This is a genomic window from Cryobacterium sp. M96, from assembly GCF_002929845.1.
In the GTDB taxonomy this organism is placed as follows: Bacteria; Actinomycetota; Actinomycetes; order Actinomycetales; family Microbacteriaceae; genus Cryobacterium; species Cryobacterium sandaracinum.
The window spans coordinates 84,096-103,997 of the sequence record NZ_PJJS01000042.1 but is presented as its reverse complement, the minus strand read 5'-3'; the positions used below and the strand labels follow the sequence as shown (position 1 = coordinate 103,997).

Here is a 19,902-nt window from a genome sequence, read left to right as displayed (position 1 = left end):
CCTTGCATCGATCGAGCACGGCCTCTCCAACGGCCGCATCGAATCCGTCAATACCAAGATCCGGCTCATTACCCGCATCGCCTTCGGCTTCAAATCACCCGACGCCCTCATCGCCCTGGCCATGCTCAGCCTCGGCGGCCACAAACCAGTGCTCCCCGGCCGGGTTTAACCCACAGAAGCAGCAGGAGAGCCGAGATTTTGCCCAAATCGCACCTGATTCACCCGAAAGAGCGGTTTCACACGAGATTCTCCGTCGAATTCGTTCGACGCTGTGAGCGATTCAACCGTTCGATCCGGACTCACTCAGCCGGCCCCTCCCCAACCCGGCCGGCCGTCATCCCGGGACGGATGCCGGCGCGCGCGGTGGCGCCTGCCTCCGGAGTGATGGACTGATGCGGTGATCCGAGCCGATGTCCCGCTGACCCTCCCCACCCGCCCGGCCGACCTGCCGCCGCCTGGCTTCCCACTCATCGCGAGCGTGGCGCCGCTGGCCGCGGCCGGGGCGATCTGGCTGATCACGGGCTCAGCCTTCGTGCTGATCTTCGCGGTGCTCGGCCCGGTCATCGCCGTGGCCGTCATGCTCGACGCGCGGCGCACGGGCCGCCGCACCCGGCGTACCAACGCTCTCGACCAGGGGCAGGCACTGGCGACACTGCGGGCCGAGGTGGCCCTGCGCCATGAGGAGCTGCTTCGCGCGCACTGGCGGCGCACGCCCTCGGCCAACAGCATCGTCGCCGCCCCGCACGCCGCCATCCGTTGGACCGGTTCGGGAGCAGACGTGAGCCTGGGCTCCGGTGCGGTGCCCAGCGGGCTACGCCTCGACGGTGGCGCCGCTCCCGACGAGCATCGCGACGTGCGCGACTGGGCGGCCACGCTCACCGAGGCACCGATCGACGCTGATGCCGGCGGTGGTATCGGCATCGTCGGACCGCTGTCGCTCGGGCAGGCGCTGGCCCGCGGGCTGCTGGTGCAGCTGGCCTGCTCCTTGGCTCCAGACCAGGTCGGACTCACCGTGCCTGATCGCGGTTGGGAATGGGCGGTCGCCCTCCCGCATGACACCGGGCAGTCCTGCGCCCGCCGCCTCGTGATCTGCCAGGCGCCGTCGGGCGGGGCACCCAAGTCGGGCGGGGCACCCCTGGGCGGGGCACCCAAAGGGTCGGGGTTGGTCGTCGCCCTGGCCGGCACTCTTGCCGAATTGCCGTGGGGCTGCGACACCATCGTGCGGTTGCAGGGTCCCGGCCGGGCTGAGGTGCTGCGCTCCAGCGTGCACGCCTGGGGGAGTGGCTTCCGGCCCGAGCTGATTACCGTCGAACAGGCGATCGTGGTCGCCCGCGTGCTAAGCGCCCGGGCCTCGGCGGCTGGATTGGTCCAGAATGCGCGGCGAGTCCCCGCATCCGTTGCCCTTGGTGAGCTCTCTGGCTTCCAGCCCGGGTATCGGGCACCGCATGGGCAGCCCCAATCGCCGAACCTCCGTTGCGTCATCGGGGTGGGAGAAGCGGGGGAGGTGTCGCTCGACCTGGTCGGGGCAGGGCCGCACGCGGTCGTCGGCGGCACGACCGGCAGCGGCAAAAGCGAACTGCTGGTGACCTGGGTGGCGGCGATGGCGGCGGCGGCCGGCCCCGACGAGGTGACGTTCCTCCTGGTCGATTTCAAGGGTGGGGCCGCGTTCGCCCCGCTCTGCGCCCTTCCCCACTGCGTGGGTTTGATCACCGACCTGGACGTGCACCAGGCCGCCCGGGCGCTGGCCAGCCTGGCCGCCGAGCTGCGGTATCGCGAACGCGTACTCGGGCGTGCCGGCGCGCGTGACATCGTGGACCTGCGGAGGCAGGATGCCGGCGGGGCGCTTCCGCGGCTCGTGATCGTGGTCGACGAATTCGCGACCATGCTCACCGCATTCCCCGACCTGCACGCTCTGTTCGTCGACATAGCCGCGCGGGGCCGGTCGCTGGGCGTGCACCTGATACTCTGCACCCAGCGGCCCACCGGTGTGGTGCGTGACGCCCTGCTCGCCAACTGCACGCTGCGGGTGTCGCTGCGGGTGAACAACCGCGCCGACAGCGTGGCGGTGCTGGGCACGGATGCGGCCGCGGCCCTCGGCGCGGACCAAGCCGGCCGCTGCCTGATCGCCGCGGACTCCTCGGGGCCCGTGCTCTGCCAGGTGGCGACGACCTCGCCGCGCGAGATCCGCTCCCTCGCAGTCGCGGACGCCGATGCGCCGAACCCTCGGCGCCCCTGGCTCGACCTGCTGCCTCAGACGGTAAGCCGCGAGGACCTCCTCGCCCTCGTCGCGGGCGGAACGGCGGCCGACGAGAGTGCGTTCGGCGGCGCCGCGGTGGCGGCCGGGCACGACCGTGCCGTTCCCGACGCTCGTGCCGCGCCCGGCGGTCTGCTGGGCTTGCTCGACGAGCCGGAACTGCAGCGCTACCGGGTGGCCCGCTACGAGCCGATCGCCGAGGGCAGCCTGCTCGTGATCGGCGGTCCCCGCTCGGGCAAGTCAACTGCGCTTGCGTCGGTCGCGGCGGGGTTCGCGCCCGTTGGAGATGCCGTGCTGCTCGGAGCGGACGTCGAGGCGGTGTGGGACTGCCTCGTCAAGGCGCGCCAATGCCTCGACGTCGGCGGGAGTCCGGCTGCCAGGCTGCTGCTTCTCGACGACTTCGATAGCGTGCATGCCCGCTGGGACCAGGAGCACCGTCCGGCGGCCCTCGAACTGCTCGCCGGGCTGCTCCGCGACGGCGCGGAGGGCGGCCTGCGGATCGTCATCGCCGCGCAAAGGCTCACCGGATCGCTGCAGTCCCTGCCTGCCCTGTGCCAGAGACGGCTGGTGCTGCGCCTGCCCGATGTCGCCGAGCACGTCGCGGCCGGAGGAGTGGCTGCCCTGTTCGACGACCGCCTTCCGCCCGGCGGCGGGAGCTGGCAGGACCATCGCATCCAGCTCCTCGCGCCGGAGCAGAGCGGTGCAATCCCGGATGTCGCGGCGCAGCGGGACATCGAGCCACGCACGGATGCCGTTGCGCTCCTGGGGCGGCCCGGGCAGACCCTTCTCGTCGTGTCGGACTCGCCGTCCCGCTCGGCCGCAGCGCTGGGAACGGTCCCCGGCGCGCGGGTCGTCGACCTCGCGGCGGTGTCCCACGGCGAGCTGGCGGAGGCCGCGCAGGCAGGCGCGTCGCTCCGGCTGAGCGAGTCACAATCAGGCACCGCCTTCGTCGGAGACGTGGACGCGTGGCAGGCGCAGTGGTCCCTGCTGGGTGCCCTGCGCCCGCACGCGGACCTGGTCTTCGACGGCTGCAGCCTGGCCGACTACCGGGCCATCAGCCGACGCCGGGACCTGCCTCCGCCGTTGGCACCCAACCGAGGTCGGGTGTGGGTACTGCGCCCGGACGGCGCCGTGCACCGGGCCACGCTGCGGGCCCAGGTCGTGTAGCCGCCGGCCGCGAAGTCCCGGAGCACAGTCCCGCAGCACAGTTCAGCGGTGCCGGCCCCGCCGCCGTCCGGCCGTGGATCAGGCCAGCGCGTCCACCAGACCGCGGAGCGGCAGCGAGTGCGCACTCGCGACCGGGCCGCTGGTGATGAGGCCGCCGACCGTGGACAGGCCGAAAGCGAGCGCGGCATCCGTTCGGAGCGCGTCCTTCCAGCCTCGGTTCGCGATCAGCCGAACATAGGGAAGCGTGGCGTTGGTGAGCGCATAGGTGGACGTGCTCGGCACGGCCCCGGGCATGTTCGCCACGCAGTAGAACAGGGACTGATGCACAGTGAACGTCGGATCGGCGTGCGTCGTCGGGTGGGAGTCGGCGAAGCAGCCGCCCTGATCCACAGCGATGTCCACGAGCACGCTGCCCGGCTTCATCCGGGACACGAGCTCGTTGCTGACCAGCTTGGGGGCCCTGGCCCCGGGGATCAGAACCGATCCGATCACCAGGTCGGACAACACCAGCGCCCGGTCGATCTCGTAGCTGTTCGAGGCGATGGTCTGCACCCGCCCGTAGTACAGCGCGTCGATTTCGCGCAGGCGGAACAGGTTGGTGTCGAGCACGGTCACCTGGGCGCCGAGCCCGAGGGCGACCTGCATGGCTGCCGTGCCGGCCACACCGCCGCCGAGCACAGTGACCCGAGCCGGATGCGTTCCGGGCACCCCGGGCACGAGCAGGCCCGGTCCGCCGTTGGGCTTGAGCATCGCGTTGGCGCCGACGATGGGTGCCAGGCGGCCCGCAACCTCGCTCATCGGCGCGAGCAGCGGCAGCGCCCGCGTCGGCAGCTGCACGGTCTCGTAGGCGATCGAGGTGACACCGCCCTCCAGCAGCGCACGGGTCAGGGCTGGTTCCGCGGCCAGGTGCAGGTAGGTGAACAGCAGCAGATCGGGGCGAAAATAACCGTACTCGCTCGCCACGGGCTCCTTCACCTTGAGCAGCAGGTCGGCGGCGGCCCAGGTTGACGCGGCATCCGGCATGATCGTCGCGCCCGCCGCCGCATAGCTCTCGTCGCTGAGCCCGGAGCCGAGCCCGGCCCCCGTTTCGATCAACACCTCGTGCCCGTGCGCCACGAGGTCGTGTACGCCGGCCGGGGTGATCGCCACCCGGAACTCGTTGTTCTTGATTTCTGCCGGAACTGCGACCTTCATGGCGCTCCCTTGTCTAACGAATTCGACGGAGATTTTGATTCAAAAATCGTTTTTTGGGCCAAAAACAGCCTTTATGGTGAAAATCTCCGTCGAATCGGTTCAAACCCTCAGTGGTGGACCTCCGGGCGGTGGACCACTCTGGCCTGAGCGAAATCCTACCGCCGCCGAACAGCTCATTTCGATTGAGAGTGTCGCCATAGAGTGCTGATTTCGTGCGTGATCTGACCAGAAATTAACGATTCGGTCACTCTTGGGTGCGCAGGGGGCGCTCCTGTGCAAGTATCTAGCAACTCGCAATGAAAGCTGTGAGAGCTCATCCGCTGAGAAGTGCAAGGAGACCCGACCATGAAGCCCAGGCCGTTGCCCGCAGATCCCATGATCGCTCAGCTGGTCCGTCAGGCCCGGGCGACCACGATGGGGCGCCGCGCTCTGCTCGCCGGAGCCGGTGGCGGGGCCGCAGCCCTGGCGCTCGCCGCATGCTCGACCGGAGGGGCCACGAAGCCCACCGCCGCCCCCGACGAGTCCGACAGCAGCAAGCTCGTGCGCTGGGACAACTGGGCGCTCTACATCGACGTCGATGACGCCGGCGACTACCCCACACTGGATGCGTTCACGACCGAAACCGGCATCAAGGTCGAGTACACCGAGGCCGTCGACGACAACAACACCTACTACGGCAAGGTCAAGGACCAGCTCGCCCTCGGCCAGGACATCGGCGCCGACACCGTCTGCCTGACCGACTGGATGGTCGGCCGTTGGATCCGGTTCGGCTACACCCAGGAACTCGACCAGGCCAACATCCCCAACTTGAAAAACCTGCTCCCGTCCCTGAAAGACGTGGGCTTCGACCCCGGCCGCAAGATGAGCGTGCCGTGGCAGGGCGGGTTCGCCGGCATCTGCTGGAACAAGGAGAAACTTCCGAACGGCATCGCCTCGGTCGAGGACCTGTGGAGCTCCGACCTCAAGGGCCGGGTCGGCGTTCTGTCCGAGATGCGCGACACCATGGGACTGATCATGCTCGACATGGGTGTCGACATCGCGGGCGACTGGGGCGACGACGAGTTCTTCGCCGCGATCGACGTGCTGGAGAAACAGGTCGGCGACGGCCAGGTTCGCAACATCAAGGGCAATGCGTACAAGGAAGACCTCATCAACGAGGACACCCTCGCCGCCATCGTCTGGTCCGGCGACATCGTGCAGCTCAACGCCGAGAACGGGGACAAATGGGAGTTTGTGGTCCCCGACAAGGGCGGCACCCTCTGGAACGACAACTTTCTGGTGCCGATCGGCTCCACGCACAAGAAGAATGTCGAGAAACTCATCGACTACTACTACGACCCGGCCGTCGCCGCCGAGGTCGCCGCCTACGTGAACTACATCACCCCCGTCGCCGGCGCCAAGGAAGCCGCGATGGCGATCGACCCCGAGCTCGCGAACAACCAGCTGATCTTCCCGGACGACACGACCCTGGCCAAGGCTCGCGTCTTCCGCACCCTGACCGGCGCGGAGGAGCAAAAGTACGACGCCGCCTTCCAGGGCATCCTGCTGGGCTCGTAGGGATGGCCAACGGAGAATTCGCCAGCGCGGGGGCCGACCTGGAGCTGGTGGGTATCCAGAAGAGGTTCCCGGGCTTCACCGCTATCGAGCATCTCGACCTGAAGATCCCCGCGGGGTCGTTCTTCGCGCTGCTCGGCCCGTCCGGCTGCGGCAAGACCACGACCCTGCGCTTGGTGGCCGGCCTCGAGGAACCGACGGCCGGGCGCATCCTGATCGGGGGCACGGATGTGACGAACCAGAAATCCTTCCAGCGTCCGGTCAACACGGTGTTCCAGAGTTATGCCCTCTTCCCGCACATGACAGTGTTGGAGAACGTCGCCTTCGGGCTGCGCCGCCGGCGGATGGACGACCCGGTCGCCAAGGCTCACGAGGCGCTCCGCCTGGTGGAACTGGACCACCTCGCCGCCCGCCGCCCGCAACAGCTCTCCGGCGGACAGCAGCAGCGCGTGGCCCTCGCCCGCGCGATCGTCAACCGGCCGGCCCTGTTGCTGCTCGACGAGCCCCTCGGGGCGCTCGACCTGAAGCTGCGGCGCCAGATGCAGCTCGAGCTCAAGACCATCCAGGAGGAGGTCGGCCTCACGTTTCTGCACGTCACCCACGACCAGGAGGAGGCCATGACCATGGCCGATACCGTCGCGGTCATGAACAAGGGCCGGATCGAGCAGATGGGCGCCCCCGAGGAACTCTACGAGCTGCCGCGCACGGCGTTCGTCGCTAACTTCCTCGGCCAGTCGAACCTGTTCACCGGCCCCGTGGTCGGTAGCACGAGCGAGGCCATCTCCGTGGCCGTGGCCGGCCAGAAAATCGTGGTTCCGGCGGCGCGCGCGCACCGGCACACCGGCGAGGTCACGATCGGCGTCCGCCCGGAGAAGCTGACCCTGCACGTGACCGAGCCCGTCGCCGACGTCGCCCGCAACCTGATGGGTCCCGGCCGGGTGATCGACGTCTCGTTCAGTGGGGTCAGCACCCAGTACCTGGTCGAGGTCGTCGGCGTCGGCACCCTCATCGTCTTCGCGCAGAACATGGCGTTCGGCCCCGTCGCCCATGAGGGGTCCGAGGTCTGGCTGGACTGGAACATCGAACACGGCTTCGGGCTCGAGGACGACGCCTCGGCGGAGCCCCGTTTCGAGGCGGACGACAGCACCCGAAGCATCGCGACCCAGAAACGCTCCTCCCTGCTCACGGAGCTTGAGGAAGCCTAGGGTGGCGTTCGCGGCATTCTCCACCAGCACCACCGCGCCCGAACCGGCGCCGCGCCGGAAGAGCCCGATCGCGCTGCTCCTGCTGTTGCCGGGCATCCTCTACCTGGTGCTGTTCTTTCTGGCCCCCCTCGTCTCGCTGCTGCTGACGTCGTTCCAGGCCCCCTCGGAATTCGGCGACGTCGGCCAGTACTCCTACGCCTTCCGCTGGGAGAACTACGTCGACGTGATCACGGCCTACTGGCCGCACATCATGCGCTCCTTCGGCTACGCGCTGATCGCCACGCTGCTCGCCCTGGTGTTCAGCTACCCGCTGGCGTACTTTATCGGCGTGAAGGCGCGGCCCTGGCCGTTGCTGCAGAGCCTCATGCTGGTGCTGGTGATCGCCCCGTTCTTCATCAGCTTCCTGCTGCGCACCCTGGCCTGGAAGCAGCTCCTGTCCGACGAGTCGTTCGTGATCACCTCGCTCAAGGCTCTGTCGTTGCTGGCACCGGATGCCCATTTCACGGGCACTGCTTTCGCCGTCATCTTCGGGCTCACCTACAACTTCATCCCGTTCATGACCCTGCCGCTCTACACGACGCTCGAACGGCTCGACCTGCGCTACCTCGAGGCCGGCAGCGACCTCTACGCGCATCCGTTCGACGTGTTCCGCAAGATCACGATCCCGCTGTCGATGCCCGGCATCGTGGCCGGAACCCTGCTGACCTTCATCCCGGCGGCCGGCGACTACATCAACGCGAGCCGGGACTTCCTCGGCGGACCGGACACCCAGATGATCGGTAACGTGATCGAGGCCAACTTCCTGGTGCTGCAGAATTATCCGGCGGCGGCCGCGCTGTCGATCATCCTGATGTCGGTGATCCTGGTGATCGTGAGCGTCTACGTCAAACGGTCGGGCACGGAGGAGCTGCTGTGAAAATCTCCCTGGGCAAGTGGTTGCTGCCGCTCTACACGGTGCTGGCGCTGATCTTCCTGATGGTGCCGATCGTCTACACGTTCGTGTTCTCGTTCAACGACTCGCTCAAGTCCAACATCACCTGGCGCGGGTTTACCTTCGACAAGTGGCTGAACGTGTGCCAAGTGCAGAACGGCGCCGTCTGCGAGGCGTTCGGCAACAGCATCCTGATCGGCGTGGTGGCCACGGTGGCCGCGACCACGCTCGGCACCATGATCGCGATCGCCCTCGTGCGGTACCGGTTCCGGTTCCGGTCGCAGACGAGCCTGCTCCTGTTCCTGCCGATGGCCACGCCGGAAGTCGTGCTCGGCGCCGGCCTGGCCGCGCAGTTCTTGTCGCTCGGCGTTCCGAAGGACATGTCTACGATCATTCTGGCTCACACTATGTTCTGCATCAGCTTCGTGGTGGTGACGGTCAAGGCGCGTGTCGCGAGCCTCGACCCCGCGCTCGAGGAGGCCGGCCGAGACCTCTACGGCTCGGCAACCCAGGTGTTCGCGCGGATCACCTTTCCGCTCCTGCTGCCCGGCATCCTGGCGGCCGCGCTGCTCTCCTTCGCGCTGAGCTTCGATGACTTCATCATCACCAACTTCAACTCCGGCGCCGTCACCACGTTCCCCAAGTACATCTACGTGTCCGCAGCCCGGGGGATCCCGGCCGAGGCGAACGTGATCGCGTCGGCGGTGTTCATTTTCGCCCTGGTGATCGTGGTCACCGCCCAGGTATCCCGGGCGGCCAAGGAGAAGCGGCTGGCAAAACTGGGCTGACTCCCGGCCCGCGCCCTACACGTAGCTGGCGCGGATCTCCCCGACCGGGAGCCCACCGCCCAGCACCATCAGGTGCAGCTCGGGCAGAATGGCCTCGACGTCGCTGTGTGCGATCGCACCGGAGTCCGCAAGCAGACGCAGGGCCACGATGGTGGTTGCCCGCAGGCTGCCGTCGAGAATCTTGAGGGCGACCGTCGTGCCGTTGGCGGCGGAGGCGACGCAGATGCCCTCCGCGCCGGTCTTCACGAACAGTCCGAGGCGGTCGATCACGACCGTGTCGGGCATGCCGGGTCCGGCGATGACCCAGCCGTTCTGCCGTATTGCCTCGCCGAGGAAGCCGGCCTCGCGGTAGATCGCGAACGGCGAGTTTGACTTGGACGTGGCGATGCGGGCGATGCCGCGTGCCAAAGCGGTGAGGGACAGCGCGTGAACCGGCGCGCCACATCCGTCGATGCCCGACGCCGACGGCCGCTCGCCGGTGAAGCGCTCCACCACGTCGAGAATGCGCTTCTGCAACGGATGCGCCGGCTCCAAGTATCCAGACAGCGCCCAGCCGTTCTGCTGGCAGGCCACGAGCATCGCGGCGTGCTTGCCCGAGCAGTTCATGTAGATCGGGGCCTTGGCGGCCCCCAGTCGCACCAGGGCGTCGCGGGTGGGGGAGTCGTCCGGCCAGGCCGCCGGGCAGGCGAGCGCCGTCTCGGGGATGCCGGCGCGGGCGAGGAGCCCGCGCACGAGGTCGGCGTGGCGCTGCGTTCCGGTGTGGCTGGCGGTCGCGATGGCGGCGTCTTCCCCGCGCAGGGTGACCCCGCTGGCCATCACGGCGATGGCCTGGAAGGGCTTCATCGACGACCGCGGAAAGATCGGGGTGGTCACATCGCCGAGGGCGCGTAGGACCGCGCCCTCGCTGGTGAGCACGACCGCGCTGCCGGCATGCCTCGATTCGATGAAGCCGCTGCGCTCGACCACGGCCAGTTCGACCGCATCGGGGACGAAGAACGTCTGCCCGGCGTGGATTGGCACCTCGAATGTCGTTGTCACGGTGTGTGCTTCGCGCCTAAAGCGCGGCGATGGCGTCGTCGATGACCGAGAGGGCATCGTTCAGGAGGGCATCACTCACGGCCAGGCTCGGGAGGAAGCGCAGCACGTTGCCGTAGGTTCCGGCGGTGAGCAGCAACACGCCGTGCTGGGCGGCGTAGGCGGCGATGGAGGACACTGCGGCGGCGTTCGGCGCCTTCTCCGTGTCACCGGTGCCCGGCTGCACGAGTTCGATGGCGATCATGGCGCCGCGACCGCGGATCTCGCCGATGATGTCGTACTTCTCCTTGAGAGAACCGAGGCCGGCGCGCAGGGTGTTCTCGATACGCACACCCTCGGCGAGCAGATCGCCTCGCTCAATCGACTCGAAGACCGCTATGGCCGCTGCGCAGGAGACCGGGTTACCGCCGAAGGTTCCGCCGAGGCCGCCGGGCTGCGAGGAATCCATGATCTCGGCGCGGCCGGTGACGGCGGCCAGCGGCATGCCGCCGGCGATGCCCTTGGCGGTGAGCACGAGGTCGGGGGTCCAGCCGAAGTGCTCGCTGGCGTAGTACTTGCCGGTGCGGGCCATGCCGCTCTGGATCTCGTCTGCGATCATGACGACGCCGTTCGCGGTGCACCAGGTCTGCAGGGCGTTGAAGTAGCCCTCGGCCGGAACCATGAAGCCACCCTCACCCTGGATGGGCTCGACGACCAGGCAAGCCAGGTCGGTGGGTCCGACGACCTTCTCGAGGTACGCGATCGTGCGCGCCGCGGCATCCGCCCCGCTCAGACCGTCGTGATACGGGTAGGAGCTGGGGGCGTGGTAGACATCGCTGGCGAGGGGGCCGTAGCCGGTGGCGTAGGGCATGGCCTTGTAGTTCATGGCCATGGTCAGCACCGTGCGACCGTGGTAAGCGTGGTCGAGCACGGCGACGGCGCGGCGGCCGGTATGCTTGCGGGCGATCTTGACACCGTTCTCGACGGCCTCGGCGCCCGAGTTGATCAGCACCGACTTCTTCGGCCAGGAGCCGGGGGTGTGCTCGGCGAGAAGCTCGCAGACGCGCACATACTCCTCGTAGGGCGTGATGGTGAAGAGGGTGTGGATGAAGTCCTGGGTCTGTTCGACGGCGGCCGCGACCACGCTGGTCTCGGTGTGGCCGATCGTGGTCACACCGATGCCGGCGCCCAGGTCGATGAACTGGTTGCCGTCGACGTCGACGAGGATGGCGCCGTTCGCCTTGGCGATGTAGACGGGCAAAGCGGATGCGACGCCGCCGGAGACGACGGCGAGCCTGCGCTGCTGGAGTTCTTTCGAGCGCGGACCCGGGATCGCGGTCACGATCTTGCGTTCCTGCGGCACGGTGTAAACCAGTGCGGCGGGGGTGGACGGGGAGGTCGAAGGCGTCAGCGTGTCAGTCATGATCTGACCAGTTTACCGATCGATGCGACGGGAGGCGCGGCGAATTGCTGCGACAATCGGTTCCCTGGCCGTGTTACGGCCCGTTGTCGGCCGCGAATCGGCCCGCAGAGCCGCGCAAATCGAAGGAGGCGCCGTGATCGGTGCACACCACCACTACGCCGTGAACATCGCCTGGACAGGCAACCGAGGCACCGGCACGAGCAGCTACCGGGACTACGGCCGGGATCACCTGATCACCGCCCCCGGCAAGGAGCCGATAAGTGCATCGGCCGATCCGACCTTCCACGGGGACGCCGACCGTTGGAACCCGGAGGAACTGCTGCTGGCCGCCCTCAGCGAATGCCACCTGATGAGCTACCTGCACGTCGCCGTGAAGCACGGCGTGCAGGTCGTCGACTATACCGACGACGCGACCGGGTCGATGGCCCAGACGACGGATGGTGGCGGCCACTTCACCGAGGTGACCCTGCGACCGCGCGTCACGGTTGCCGACCCCGGCCAGGTCGAACTCGCGCAGTCCCTGCACGCGGAGGCCGCCGGCCTCTGTTTCATCGGCGCATCCGTGAACTTCCCCGTCATTCACCAGCCGCAGACGGTGGCGCTCGCCGATACTGAGGTGTGACGCCGACCCGGTCACCGCAACGTGCGGTCGGTGGCCGTGCTCCCTGCGGCGGCGATCAGACGGCTTCCGCCGCACGCTCGCCGCCACCTACCCGGGGTTCTATCGGTGCTACGGGCCGGACAAGGCGGCGAGGGTTTCCTCGATAACGGAGGCGGCATCGTCGATCAGCGCCTCGGAGATGACGACCGACGGCATGATGCGCAGCACCGAGTCCCAGCTGCCGGCATCCAGCACGATGACGCCGTTGGTGGTCGCGTGCTTGATGATCGCGGTGAGAGCCTCGGGGTACGGTGTGTTCGTGCCCGGGTGAACGAGCTCCACCCCGAACATCGCACCCTTGCCGCGCACGTCGCCCACGACCGCGAACCGCTTCGGCCAGTCGCCGATGCGTGCCCAGAGGGCCTTCTCGACGCGCCGCGCCTCGCCGAGGAGGTCGTCTCGCTCGATCAGGTCGAAGACGGCGAGGGCGGCCGCGGTCGAGACCGGGTTGCCGCCGAAGGTTCCGCCGATGCCGCCGGGCTGCACAGAGTCCATGATGTCGGCGCGGCCGGTGACGGCGGCGAGCGGGAATCCGCCGGCGATGCCCTTGGCGGTGGTGACGAGGTCCGGCACCACGTTGTGGTGCTCGATGCCGTACCAGGCGCCGGTGCGGGCGATGCCGGCCTGGATCTCGTCGGAGACGAAGACGATGCCGTGCTCGGTGCAGAATTCGCTCAGGCGCTTGAAGAATCCGGGGGCGGGGATGACGATGCCGCCGTCGCCCTGGATCGGCTCGATGAAGAAGGCCGCGATCTCGGTGGCGCCGATGTGGGTGTTGATGTAGTCGATGGTCTTCTCGGCGGCTTCTTCGCCGGTCAGGCCGTCACGGTAGGGGTAGCTGGTCGGCACGCTGTAGATCTCGCCGGGGAACGGTCCCATTCCGGCGCGCTCGGGCCAGGGGCGGTAAGTCATCGCCATGGTCAGGTTGGTGCGACCGTGGAACGCGTGGTCGAGCGCAACGATGGCGCGCCGGCCGGTGAACTTGCGGGCGATCTTCACGGCGTTCTCGACGGCTTCCGCGCCGGTGTTCACCAGGATGGAGCGCTTCTCGAAGTCGCCGGGGGTGATCTCGGCGAGCTTCTCCGCGACGGCCACGTAGTTCTCGTACGGGGTGACGGTGAACAGGGTGTGGGTGAGCTTGGCGGCCTGCGCCGCGGCGGCCGCGGCCACCTCGTCGTTCGCGTGACCGATGGTGGTCACGCCGATGCCGCAGCCGAGGTCGATGATCTGGTTGCCGTCGACGTCGACGAGGATCGCTCCCGCTCCGTGATCCATATAGATGTTCGCCAGCGTGCCCGCACCGCGGGAAACCGCGCGCAGGCGGCGTTCCTGCAATTCGACCGACTTGGGGCCGGGAAGGGCGGTGACGAGCTTGCGCTCCTGGGGTACCGAATACGTGTCAGACATGACCCCAGCTTAGGTCGCGCCCGTTTCCGCGGTGTTTCCGGGCGACGGATGCTCGGCTCGGCCGGTCCGAAAGCGGCTAGACGCGTTCGCGCGGGAAGACCCGGTCGGCGATCTTTTGCAGGGTTCCCGAGGGCGGCGACTCGTTGTACCGGCCGGCCAATTCCTGACGGGACAGGGCGTGGATCGCGGCCATGATCTCGTCGGTCGCGCCGCGCCGTGCCTTGCCGGACTCGGCGGAACCGTGGCGGCTCAGGTCGAGGGGCTCGCCAAAGGTGACCGTGACCTTGCGGATGCGCGGGAATTTCGCTCCCACCGGCTGGATCTCCTGTGTGCCGATCAGCCCGACCGGAACCACGACGGCCCCCGTGGTGAGGGCGAGCCATGCCACGCCCGTGCGGCCCTTGTACAGGCGGCCGTCGAGGGAACGGGTTCCCTCCGGGTAGATCGCGAACGCGCTGTCGGATTCGAGGATGTTGCGGCCGGCGTCGAGAGCGTCCTGGGCGGCCTGCCCCGCGCCGCGTTCGACCCCGACCGCTCCGATCGAGGTGAAGAAGGTGCGCGAGACGAAACCCGTGAACCCGGTGCCGGTGAAGTAGGTGGACTTGGCCAGGAACTGCACGCGCCGAGGTGCGACCAGCGGAATCACGATGCTGTCGATGAACGACAGGTGGTTGCTGGCCAGGATGACGCGGCCGCTGCGCGGGATGTTATCCCGGCCGATGATGGTGGGGCGGAATACCAGCCGGGCGATCGGCGCCATGATGCCGTAACCGAGAAAGTAGACGAATCCGGGGCGCTTCGTGCGCTCCGATTCCTCCGCCGACAGGTCGACGGGAGTTGCATCCTGGGAATCTTCTTTGGAACCGGTCATCCTTGGACCCTACCGCCACGGCCCGCCCCGCCACGAAAGGCGGCGGCGCCACCTAAAATTGCAGGATGCGCAGACGAGTTGTAATTCTCGGGTCGACCGGCTCGATCGGAACCCAGGCCCTCGATGTGATCAAGGCCAACCCCACCCGGTTCGAGGTGGTCGGGCTCTCCGCCGGCAACAACAGGACGATGCTCGAGGCGCAGGCCGCCGAGTTCGAGGTCGAGCACACGGCGCTCGGCGCGGACGAGGCCGAAGAGCTCGTGCGCGACGTCGAGGCCGACGTGGTGCTCAACGGCATCACGGGCTCGGTGGGCCTCGGGCCGACTCTCGCCGCCCTGCGAGCCGGTCGCACGCTGGCCCTGGCCAACAAGGAATCGCTCATCGTCGGCGGCGACCTGGTGAAGTCGCTGGCGGCGCCGGGACAGATCGTGCCCGTCGACTCCGAGCACTCCGCCATCGCGCAGGCGCTCCGCTCGGGAACGGCCGGCGAGGTGCGACGCCTGGTGCTGACGGCATCCGGGGGCCCGTTCCGTGGCCGACGACGCGGGCAGCTCGCCGACGTCACGCCGGCCGAGGCGCTCGCGCACCCTACCTGGGAGATGGGGCTCGTCGTCACGACCAACTCGTCCACCCTCGTCAACAAGGGCCTCGAGGTGATCGAAGCGCACCTGCTCTTCGACGTGGAATACGAGCGCATCGATGTGGTCGTGCACCCGCAGTCCGTCGTGCACTCCATGGTGGAATTCATCGACGGATCGACGATCGCCCAGGCGTCCCCGCCGGATATGCGTCTGCCGATCTCGCTCGGGCTGGACTGGCCGAACCGCGTCGCGGCGGTCGGCACCCCGATCGACTGGACCATCCCGCAGGACTGGACCTTCGAGCCCCTCGACACGACGGCTTTCCCGGCCGTCGACCTGGCCAAGCAGGTCGGGCGCGCGGGCGGCACCTACCCCGCGGTGTTCAACGCGGCGAACGAGCAGGCCGTGGCAGCTTTCCACGCCGGCACCATCGGGTTTCTGGACATCGTCGACACCATCCAGCGTGTCGTCGAACGGCACGAGCAGGACGGCCCGCTCACACGCGAGTCGCTCGTCGGCGCCGAGGCGTGGGCCCGCGCCGCGGCGGACAAGCTCCTCGCCCGCTGAGAAAGCCGGCCACGCAGCTTAGGCCGTGTCGCCTGAGCTGCGGTAACTGTCCGCGGTGGCGGCGAGGGCATCCGGCCACGGGGTCTTGCCGACGCCGAGCTCGCGCTCGGTTTCGGCGGAATCGATGATGTACGGCACCCTGAGCTGATAGCTCGAGGCCCAGATCTCGTGCATCATCGGGTTCAGCGCGCCGAGCGATTTGAGCAGCCACTGCGGGTAGCCCGCCACCGTGCCGTGCGTGCCGTAGCGGCGGTTGAGCTGGGCGGCGATGTCGTCACGGGTGATGGCCGTGCTCGGCACATGCCAGAGGCGGCCCCAGTCGCCCCGGTAGTCGGCGGCGGCCACGAGAGTTGTCACGATGTCGGGCAGGTAGCTCCAGCTGTGCACGCGCCCGGGCCGGCCCACGACCCGGGCGGTCTTCGATTCCAGGATGGCTCTGAAGAACCGGTCGTCGAGATGCGCAGTGCCGACGACGCCCGGCCCGAAATAATCGCTCGCCCGCACCTCGACGGCCCGAATCTCGCCGCGGTCGTGCGCGTCCCTCACCCGGTGCCAGAGCTCCTTGCGCACGAGCCCCTTCGTCTCGGTGGTCGTTTCCGGCGAATGCTCGGTCATCGGCCCGGTCGGAGACCCGTACGGGTAGAGATTGCCCATCATCACCAGGCGGGCGCCGGTGACGGATGCCGCCGTCAGCGCCGCGTCGATGACCGGCGGCCACTGGGTGGGCCAGTCGGTGTACCGCGGGTTGATGCACAGAAAGATCGTCGACATGCCGGTTGCCGCCCGGGTGAAGGTCTGGGCGTCGCTCGCGTTCAGCACGACAGATTCTACCCCGGGTGCCGCCGCGCCGGAGCGTGTTCCGACGGTCACCTGGTCTCCTCGAATCATCAGACGCTCGGCGAGCGGTCGTCCGACCATGCCGGCGCCGACGATCAGTTGCTGGGGCATGTATCCTCCTGAATTGAGGCCGACGCTAGTCCTCGTCGTCGCAGCCGTCGTCGTTCTTCTTGCATTTACCGTCGTCCTTGTCGTTGCCGTTGTCAACGGACGTCGGGCTCGGGGCTGGAACCGGGGCCACGGTCGGCTCCGGCTTGCTCGCCTCGATCGCGGCGGTCAGGTCCGCGGACACCAGGTTGAGGGCTGACTGGATGTCGGCAGCACGGGCGGCGCTCACCCCGTCCGCCGCGGCCGCGGTCAGCAGGTCGGCCTGGACGGCCTCGAGCGAGGCCTGGGCGGCCTCGAAGTCGCCGGCCGCGGCGGCCGCTGTGACGTTCCGCACACCGGCCTGCAACTCGGTTGCGGTGCTCTGCTGCAGGTCGGGAGGTGTGCTCCCGCACCCGGTCAGGGTGGACGCGACGAGCGTGACCGCGGCCAGTGCGAGTGTTAGGCGGGCCCGAGGCATCATGGCGTCACGCTTTCCTGGAGTCGCTTCAGATTGGTGCCGAGGGAGCCGTCGACGGCCGGGTAGGTAGCGGCGGGCGTGGCCGGTTCAGCCACCCGCGGGGTGAAGACCACCACGGCGAGCAGAATGAGCGCGGCCAGGACTCCGAGCGAGGCGAGCACTCGGGGCCGGCGCCACGCGGGAGCGATGGTGGTGCCACGGGCGCTACCCGGGGACCGTTCCGCCGCGCGGCCCGGTGAGCGGGCCGGAGCGCCGGCCGGCGTCAGAAACTCGGTGGGGGAATCCGCGCCGGGTTTCGGGGCAGTGATGACCTTCGTGACGGCCAGAACCGCAGTCGGCTCGAGGGTCGCGGCCCTGAGGGCCGCGGTGGGCTCGAGGGTTTCGGTGGCGCCCAGGACGGCAGTGGGCTCCAACAGCTCGTTGGCGCCCAGATCGGCGGTGGGTTCCAGAAGCTCGGTGGCCCCCGGAGCCCCCATTGCCACGGTGACTGCGGTGACATCGGCGACGTTCTCCCCGCTGACCAGGCGTCGCAGCTGCACGGCTGCGTCACCCGCGCTGAGTCGGTCGGCCGGCTCGCGGATGGTCATGCCGCCCAGAACAGCGGCCCAGCGCTGGCCGAGATGGGCCGGGATGTGCGGCTGCCGCTGCAGCCTGGCCATTGCCGATTCGATCGCCGTTCCGGTGAAGGCGCGCTCGCCAGTGAGGCATTCGAGCAGCACGAGTCCGAGCGAGTAGACGTCGCTGGGCGGGCCGATGGTGTTGCCGAGTGCCTGTTCGGGGCTGAGGTAGCCGGCCGTGCCGAGCAGAGACCCGGTCGCCGTGAGGCGGGTCGCGTCGAAGAGACGGGCAATGCCGAAGTCGGCGAGTTTGGCATGCATGGCGCGGCCGGGGAAGCCCGACGGTGCGAGCAGCACGTTCGCGGGCTTGATGTCGCGGTGGATGATGCCCCGCGCGTGCACGTAGTGCAGCGCCTCCGCGAGGTCGGCGCCCATGGCTGCCACCTCGTCGGGGTGCAGGGCCCCGTCGGCGATCTTGCTGCGCAGGTCCGTGCCGTCCACGAGCTCCATCACGATGTAAGTGCGCGAGACTCCGTCGATCACGGCCGTGCCGGCGTCGAACAGGGTGACCAGGGCGAAGTGGTTGAGGCTCGCGAGCACCGTGACCTCGCCGCTCTGGCGCTCGGGCCCGGCGTCGTCGGCCGTGTCGAGACGGAACAGCTTCACGGCGACCGTACGCCCCAGAAAGAGGTCGGTGGCCCGGTAAACGGATGCCATCCCGCCCGTTCCGAGCAGAGCGTCGATACGAAAACGGTCGGCCAGGCTGATGCCGATGGGACCGACGGCGTGTGGCTTGGACAGAGGGAACCTCCTCGTGGATCCGTAAAGTCAAGCAAACCACACCTTGCAGGGGGAACAGCCAGCGCCCTCGCAGGGTGGAGTGGGTAATCTACGACTGTGGAAACCGTGCTGCTGTATATTCTGGGCGTTCTGATCGTCGTGGTCGGCCTTGCCCTGTCCATCGGCCTGCACGAGATCGGGCACCTGCTTCCCGCCAAGCTCTTCGGCGTCAAGGTCACCCAGTACATGATCGGTTTCGGGCCCACCCTATGGTCCCGTCGCAAGGGCGAGACCGAGTACGGCGTGAAGGCCATCCCGCTCGGCGGCTACATCGCCATGATCGGCATGTTCCCGCCCGCCAAAAAGGGCGGCAGAGTGCAGGCATCCAGCACTGGCTTCTTCAACCAGCTGGTGCAGGAGGGTGAACCGGAGAAGAAGCCCGGCGCCATGGCCACCATGGTCGACGACGCCCGCCAGTCCAGCGCCGACACCATCGGTGAGGGCGAGGAGCACCGCGCGTTCTACCGCCTGCCCGTCTTCAAGCGTGTCATCATCATGCTCGGCGGGCCCACGATGAATCTCCTCATCGCGGTCGTGCTCTTCGCCGTGCTCCTGATGGGCTTCGGAACGGCCCAGGCCAGCACCAGCGTCGGCAGCGTGTCCGAGTGCGTGCTGCCGGCCACGAGCACCCGGCAGACCTGCGAACCGACCGACGAGAAGGCGCCCGGCGCCGCGGCCGGCCTGCAGCCGGGCGACCGCCTGGTCAGCATGAACGGCACCCCGATCGACAGCTGGGACCAGTCCACCGAGATCATTCGCGAGTCGCCGGGCATCCCGCTTGCCACCGTCGTCGAACGCAACGGCACCCAGCAGACCCTGACCATCACCCCGAAACTCACCGAACGCTACGTGAGCGATGCCGACGGCGAGATCGAAGAGGATGCCGCCGGCGAGCCGAGGACTCAGGAGGTCGGCTTCGTCGGAATCGGCCCGGCTGGCGAGTTCGTGCCGCAGCCGGCGACCGCCGTGCTGCCCGCGGTGGGCGAGAACATCGGCGCGGTCGTGCACATGATCGCGAACCTGCCGCAGCGCATGATCGATATCGCCAACGCGGCCTTCGGACCGGGGGAGCGCGACCCCAACGGCCCGATCAGTGTGGTCGGGGTCGGCCGCGTCGCCGGCGAGATCGCCAGCATCGACGCCATCCCGGTGAACAGCAAGATCGCGAGCATGCTGGGGCTCCTGGCCTCGCTCAACGTGGCCCTGTTCGTGTTCAACCTGGTGCCGCTGATGCCGCTCGACGGCGGACACGTCGCCGGCGCGCTCTGGGAAGGGTTGCGGCGTCAGATCGCCAAGCTGTTCAGACGCCCCGACCCGGGCTCCGTCGACACGGCGAAACTGATGCCGCTCACCTTCGCCGTCGTGGTGGTGCTCGGCGCCATGAGCCTGCTGCTGATCTACGCGGACATCGTCAAACCGATCAACATCTTCGGCTGATCCGCGGCGCGTCCCGGCGCAGCTCCCCGCGGCTCTGCCCGGCGAGATT

17 protein-coding genes are annotated in these 19,902 nt (G+C 68.4%); 9 read left to right on the top strand and 8 right to left on the bottom strand.

Features of this window, described 5'->3' with window-relative positions; genetic code table 11:
- Nucleotides 1-169: transposase (locus CXY79_RS06290; protein ID WP_146068095.1), on the top strand; the 169-nt coding region annotated here is incomplete at its 5' end.
- A 228-nt stretch (nt 170-397) separates the two neighbouring features.
- Nucleotides 398-3,421, top strand: a complete 3,024-nt coding sequence (locus CXY79_RS06285; RefSeq protein WP_104100282.1) for an FtsK/SpoIIIE domain-containing protein — start codon at nt 398-400, stop codon at nt 3,419-3,421.
- Between the two features lie 78 nt (nt 3,422-3,499).
- Here CXY79_RS06285 and ald read toward each other — a convergent pair whose 3' ends face one another.
- Nucleotides 3,500-4,615 (bottom strand): alanine dehydrogenase, encoded by a 1,116-nt coding sequence (gene ald / locus CXY79_RS06280; RefSeq protein WP_104100281.1) that lies wholly within the window; start codon nt 4,613-4,615, stop codon nt 3,500-3,502.
- Between the two features lie 345 nt (nt 4,616-4,960).
- Between ald and CXY79_RS06275 the strand changes: the two genes are divergently transcribed.
- From CXY79_RS06275 to CXY79_RS06260, 4 genes are read left to right on the top strand one after another with little or no spacing between them, the layout of a single operon-like run.
- Entirely contained in the window at nt 4,961-6,172 is a 1,212-nt protein-coding gene (locus CXY79_RS06275; protein WP_104100280.1) for a spermidine/putrescine ABC transporter substrate-binding protein, read from the top strand.
- Nucleotides 6,173-6,174: 2 nt separating this feature from the next.
- A complete protein-coding gene (locus CXY79_RS06270; protein ID WP_104100279.1) occupies nt 6,175-7,374 on the top strand; it encodes an ABC transporter ATP-binding protein in 1,200 nt (399 codons plus the stop codon).
- A 1-nt stretch (nt 7,375) separates the two neighbouring features.
- The gene (locus CXY79_RS06265; RefSeq protein WP_104100278.1) at nt 7,376-8,290 is read left to right on the top strand and encodes an ABC transporter permease; all 915 of its coding nucleotides are present in this window, start codon (nt 7,376-7,378) and stop codon (nt 8,288-8,290) included.
- Entirely contained in the window at nt 8,287-9,093 is an 807-nt protein-coding gene (locus CXY79_RS06260) for an ABC transporter permease (RefSeq protein ID WP_174720187.1), read from the top strand. Before CXY79_RS06265 ends, CXY79_RS06260 begins: the two co-directional genes overlap by 4 nt.
- 15 nt (nt 9,094-9,108) lie before the next feature.
- Here CXY79_RS06260 and CXY79_RS06255 read toward each other — a convergent pair whose 3' ends face one another.
- Both CXY79_RS06255 and gabT read right to left on the bottom strand, forming a co-directional pair.
- On the bottom strand, nt 9,109-10,131 hold the full coding sequence (locus CXY79_RS06255) for an asparaginase (protein WP_233191307.1): 1,023 nt from the start codon (nt 10,129-10,131) through the stop codon (nt 9,109-9,111).
- Nucleotides 10,132-10,147: 16 nt separating this feature from the next.
- Entirely contained in the window at nt 10,148-11,530 is a 1,383-nt protein-coding gene (gene gabT, locus CXY79_RS06250) for a 4-aminobutyrate--2-oxoglutarate transaminase (RefSeq protein ID WP_104100276.1), read from the bottom strand.
- A gap of 136 nt (nt 11,531-11,666) precedes the next feature.
- On the opposite strand from gabT, the gene CXY79_RS06245 reads away from it, so the two are divergent.
- Nucleotides 11,667-12,152 (top strand): OsmC family protein, encoded by a 486-nt coding sequence (locus CXY79_RS06245; RefSeq protein ID WP_104100294.1) that lies wholly within the window; start codon nt 11,667-11,669, stop codon nt 12,150-12,152.
- A 108-nt stretch (nt 12,153-12,260) separates the two neighbouring features.
- Here CXY79_RS06245 and CXY79_RS06240 read toward each other — a convergent pair whose 3' ends face one another.
- Entirely contained in the window at nt 12,261-13,598 is a 1,338-nt protein-coding gene (locus tag CXY79_RS06240) for an aminotransferase class III-fold pyridoxal phosphate-dependent enzyme (protein WP_104100275.1), read from the bottom strand.
- A gap of 76 nt (nt 13,599-13,674) precedes the next feature.
- Nucleotides 13,675-14,469, bottom strand: coding sequence for a 1-acyl-sn-glycerol-3-phosphate acyltransferase (locus tag CXY79_RS06235; RefSeq protein WP_104100274.1), 795 nt, complete (start codon nt 14,467-14,469; stop codon nt 13,675-13,677).
- Nucleotides 14,470-14,534: 65 nt separating this feature from the next.
- Here CXY79_RS06235 and dxr point away from each other — a divergent pair, with 65 nt between their 5' ends.
- Complete coding sequence (dxr, locus tag CXY79_RS06230) at nt 14,535-15,617, top strand: 1-deoxy-D-xylulose-5-phosphate reductoisomerase (protein WP_104100273.1); 1,083 nt, start codon at nt 14,535-14,537, stop codon at nt 15,615-15,617.
- Nucleotides 15,618-15,635: 18 nt separating this feature from the next.
- Here dxr and CXY79_RS06225 read toward each other — a convergent pair whose 3' ends face one another.
- The 3 genes from CXY79_RS06225 to CXY79_RS06215 are packed head-to-tail and all read right to left on the bottom strand — an operon-like array spanning nt 15,636 to nt 18,320.
- Entirely contained in the window at nt 15,636-16,565 is a 930-nt protein-coding gene (locus tag CXY79_RS06225) for a hypothetical protein (RefSeq protein ID WP_104100272.1), read from the bottom strand.
- Between the two features lie 25 nt (nt 16,566-16,590).
- A complete protein-coding gene (locus CXY79_RS06220; RefSeq protein ID WP_104100271.1) occupies nt 16,591-17,022 on the bottom strand; it encodes a hypothetical protein in 432 nt (143 codons plus the stop codon).
- Nucleotides 17,019-18,320 (bottom strand): serine/threonine-protein kinase, encoded by a 1,302-nt coding sequence (locus CXY79_RS06215; protein WP_255409023.1) that lies wholly within the window; start codon nt 18,318-18,320, stop codon nt 17,019-17,021. The genes CXY79_RS06220 and CXY79_RS06215 overlap by 4 nt, the downstream gene beginning before the upstream one ends.
- Before the next feature lie 153 nt (nt 18,321-18,473).
- Between CXY79_RS06215 and CXY79_RS06210 the strand changes: the two genes are divergently transcribed.
- The gene (locus tag CXY79_RS06210) at nt 18,474-19,853 is read left to right on the top strand and encodes an RIP metalloprotease (RefSeq protein ID WP_199186729.1); all 1,380 of its coding nucleotides are present in this window, start codon (nt 18,474-18,476) and stop codon (nt 19,851-19,853) included.
- Nucleotides 19,854-19,902: the final 49 nt, after the last annotated feature.

What these genes read in the sequence shown, in the direction of transcription:
- ald (WP_104100281.1), bottom strand. Translation starts at nt 4,615, where the DNA reads ATGAAGGTCGCAGTTCCGGCAGAAATCAAGAACAACGAGTTCCGGGTG.
- CXY79_RS06275 (WP_104100280.1), top strand. Translation starts at nt 4,961, where the DNA reads ATGAAGCCCAGGCCGTTGCCCGCAGATCCCATGATCGCTCAGCTGGTC.
- CXY79_RS06270 (WP_104100279.1), top strand. Translation starts at nt 6,175, where the DNA reads ATGGCCAACGGAGAATTCGCCAGCGCGGGGGCCGACCTGGAGCTGGTG.
- gabT (WP_104100276.1), bottom strand. Translation starts at nt 11,530, where the DNA reads ATGACTGACACGCTGACGCCTTCGACCTCCCCGTCCACCCCCGCCGCA.
- CXY79_RS06240 (WP_104100275.1), bottom strand. Translation starts at nt 13,598, where the DNA reads ATGTCTGACACGTATTCGGTACCCCAGGAGCGCAAGCTCGTCACCGCC.
- CXY79_RS06235 (WP_104100274.1), bottom strand. Translation starts at nt 14,469, where the DNA reads ATGACCGGTTCCAAAGAAGATTCCCAGGATGCAACTCCCGTCGACCTG.
- dxr (WP_104100273.1), top strand. Translation starts at nt 14,535, where the DNA reads ATGCGCAGACGAGTTGTAATTCTCGGGTCGACCGGCTCGATCGGAACC.
- CXY79_RS06225 (WP_104100272.1), bottom strand. Translation starts at nt 16,565, where the DNA reads ATGCCCCAGCAACTGATCGTCGGCGCCGGCATGGTCGGACGACCGCTC.
- CXY79_RS06220 (WP_104100271.1), bottom strand. Translation starts at nt 17,022, where the DNA reads ATGATGCCTCGGGCCCGCCTAACACTCGCACTGGCCGCGGTCACGCTC.